The sequence below is a fragment of the Cupriavidus sp. GA3-3 genome (assembly GCF_000389805.1).
Classification (GTDB): domain Bacteria; phylum Pseudomonadota; class Gammaproteobacteria; order Burkholderiales; family Burkholderiaceae; genus Cupriavidus; species Cupriavidus necator_D.
Genome location: NZ_KB944485.1, coordinates 1 through 3,438 on the forward strand (window position 1 = coordinate 1; position 3,438 = coordinate 3,438).

3 protein-coding genes are annotated in these 3,438 nt (G+C 67.4%); all 3 read right to left on the reverse strand.

Features of this window, described 5'->3' with window-relative positions; translation table 11 throughout:
• Positions 1-797, reverse strand: a 797-nt coding sequence (locus C265_RS20575) for a biotin carboxylase N-terminal domain-containing protein (protein WP_010813233.1), incomplete at its 3' end; no start/stop codon positions are given.
• 18 nt (positions 798-815) lie between these two features.
• Entirely contained in the window at positions 816-2,423 is a 1,608-nt protein-coding gene (locus C265_RS20580) for a carboxyl transferase domain-containing protein (protein WP_010813234.1), read from the reverse strand.
• A 64-nt stretch (positions 2,424-2,487) separates the two neighbouring features.
• Positions 2,488-3,438 (reverse strand): acyl-CoA dehydrogenase family protein (locus C265_RS20585; RefSeq protein WP_010813235.1); only part of this gene is annotated, 951 nt, incomplete at its 5' end.

The following is a 3,438-nucleotide window of genomic DNA, read 5'->3' on the forward strand; positions in this document are numbered from 1 at the left end:
ACCGCCTTGGCCGCGGCCACCGCCGCTTCGCCCATGGCGCGGCGGCGCGCCTCGGTCATGCCTGGCGCGGGGGCTTCTTCCAGCACCTTCTGGTGGCGGCGCTGCACCGAGCAGTCGCGCTCGAACAGGTAGACGCAGTTGCCATGGGTATCGGCAAACACCTGGATCTCGATATGGCGCGGGCGCGTCAGGTACTTCTCCACCAGTACCTTGTCATCGCCAAAGCTGGCGCTGGCCTCGCGCTTGACCGAGGCCAGCGCGGCCTCGAAGGCGTCGCCCGACTCGACCACGCGCATGCCCTTGCCGCCGCCGCCTGCGCTGGCCTTGAGCAGCACCGGGTAGCCGATGCGGTCGGCCTCGCGGCGCAGCAGCGCCGGACCCTGGTCCTCGCCGTGGTAGCCGGGCACCAGCGGCACCGCCGCCTTCTCCATCAATTGCTTGGCCGCGCTCTTGCTGCCCATCGCGTGGATGGCGGACGCCGGCGGGCCGATGAAGACCAGCCCCGCCGCGGCGCAGGCCTCGGCAAAGGCCTCGTTCTCGGACAGGAAGCCGTAGCCGGGGTGGATGGCCTGGGCGCCGGCCTCCTTCGCCATCTCGATGATGTGGTCCGCGCGCAGGTAGCTGTCGCGCGCGGCCGCGCCGCCGATATGCACGGCCTCGTCGCAGAAGGCGACGTGGCGCGCGTCGGCGTCGGCATCCGAGTACACCGCGACGGTGCGGATGCCGAGCCGGCGGCAGGTGGCGGCCACGCGGCAGGCGATTTCCCCGCGGTTGGCGATCAGGATCTTGTTGAACATCGGTCTTCCTTGTCGTGATTACATGCGGAACACGCCGAACTTCATGTCCTCGATCGGCGCATTCAGGCTCGCGGACAGTCCCAGGCCCAGCACGGTGCGGGTCTGCGCGGGATCGATCACGCCGTCGTCCCACAGGCGCGCACTGGCGTAGTACGGATGGCCCTGGTGCTCGTACTGGTCGCGGATCGGCTGCTTGAACGCCTCTTCCTCTTGCGCGCTCCACTTGCCGCCCTTGCCCTCGATGCCGTCGCGGCGCACCGTGGCCAGCACGCTGGCGGCCTGCTCGCCGCCCATCACCGAGATGCGCGCGTTCGGCCACATCCACAGGAAGCGCGGCGAATAGGCGCGCCCGCACATGCCGTAGTTGCCGGCGCCGAACGAGCCGCCGATGATCACCGTGAATTTGGGTACCTGCGCGGTGGCCACCGCGGTCACCATCTTGGCGCCGTTGCGCGCGATGCCTTCGTTCTCGTACTTGCGCCCGACCATGAAGCCAGTGATGTTCTGCAGGAACACCAGCGGGATCTTGCGCTGGCAGCACAGCTCGATGAAGTGCGCGCCCTTCAGTGCGGATTCGGAGAACAGGATGCCGTTGTTGGCGACGATGCCGACGGGGTAGCCCCAGATGCGCGCGAAGCCGCACACCAGCGTGGTGCCGTAGCGCGCCTTGAACTCGTCGAACTCGGAGCCGTCGACCAGGCGCGCGATCACCTCGCGCACGTCGTAGGGCTTGCGCGTGTCGGTCGGGATCACGCCGTACAGTTCTTCCACCGGGTACAGCGGCTCGACCGGCTCGTGCAGGCGGATCTGGTCCGGCTTGCGGCGGTTCAGGTGCTGCACGATATTGCGCGCCAGCGACAGCGCGTGGTGGTCGTTCTGCGCGAAGTAGTCGGCCACGCCCGACAGGCGCGTATGCACGTCGGCGCCGCCCAGGTCTTCGGCGCTGACCTCCTCGCCGGTGGCGGCCTTCACCAGCGGCGGGCCGCCCAGGAAGATGGTGCCCTGGTTCTTGACGATGATGGACTCGTCGCTCATCGCGGGCACGTAGGCGCCGCCGGCGGTGCACGAGCCCATCACCACCGCGATCTGCGGGATGCCCCGCTTGGACAGGTTGGCCTGGTTGTAGAAGATGCGGCCGAAGTGGTCGCGGTCGGGGAACACATCGTCCTGATTGGGCAGGTTGGCGCCGCCGGAATCGACCAGGTAGATGCACGGCAGGTTGTTCTCCTCGGCGATCTCCTGCGCGCGCACATGCTTCTTGACCGTCATCGGGTAGTAGGTGCCGCCCTTGACGGTGGCGTCATTGCAGACGATCACGCACTCCTGCCCGGCCACGCGGCCGATGCCGGTGATGATGCCGGCGCCAGGCGCGGCATCGTCGTACATTTCGTACGCAGCAAGCTGCGACAGCTCCAGGAACGGGGTGCCCGGATCCAGCAGTTGCTGCACGCGGTCGCGCGGCAGCAGCTTGCCGCGCGACAGGTGCTTGTCGCGCGCGTCCTTGCCGCCGCCTTCGGCGAGCTTCGCGATCCTGGCCTCCAGGTCGGCTACCAGGGCCTGCATGGCTTCGGCGTTGGCCTTGAAGGACTCGGAGCGGGCGTTCAGTTTGGTTTCGATGATTGGCATATCGTGCTTCTGGGTGTGCCGCGAGATGGTGCTGTCGGTCGGCAGATGGCGAAGGTAGGCGCGCTTACATGGTTTCCGCGAACAGCTCGCGGCCGATCAGCATGCGGCGGATCTCCGAGGTGCCGGCGCCGATCTCGTACAGCTTGGCATCGCGCCACAGACGGCCGGCCGGGTATTCGTTGATATAGCCGTTGCCGCCCAGGATCTGCACGGTCTCGCCCGCCATCCAGGTGGCCTTCTCGGCGGTGTACAGGATCACCGCGGCGCAGTCCTTGCGCACCTGGCGCACGTGGCCGCTGCCCAGCGCGTCCAGGTTCTTGCCGACCGTATACAGGTAGCTGCGCGCGGCCTGCAGCGTGGTGTACATGTCGGCCACCTTGCCCTGGATCAGCTGGAATTCGCCGATGCTCTGGCCGAACTGCTTGCGGTCGTGGATATACGGGGTGACCACGTCCATGCACGCCTGCATGATCCCGACCGGGCCGCCGGACAGCACCGCGCGCTCGTAGTCCAGCCCGCTCATCAGCACCTTGGCGCCGCCGTTCTCGGCGCCAAGGATGTTCTCGACCGGCACTTCCACGTCCTGGAATACCAGTTCGCCGGTGTGCGAGCCGCGCATGCCCAGCTTGTCCAGCTTCTGCGCCACCGAGAAGCCCTTCATGCCCTTTTCGACGATAAAGGCAGTCATGCCGCGCGCGCCCAGCTCAGGCTCGGTCTTGGCATAGACCACCAGCACGTCGCAGTCCGGGCCGTTGGTGATCCACATCTTGGTGCCGTTGAGCACGTAGCGGTCGCCCTTGAACTCGGCGCGCAGCTTCATGCTGACCACGTCGGAGCCGGCATTGGGCTCGCTCATGGCCAGCGCGCCGATCCATTCGCCCGAGACCAGCTTGGGCAGGTACTTCGCCTTCTGCGCCGGCGTGCCGTTGCGGTGGATCTGGTTCACGCACAGGTTGGAATGCGCGCCGTACGACAGGCCGACCGACGCCGAGGCGCGGCTGATTTCTTCCATCGC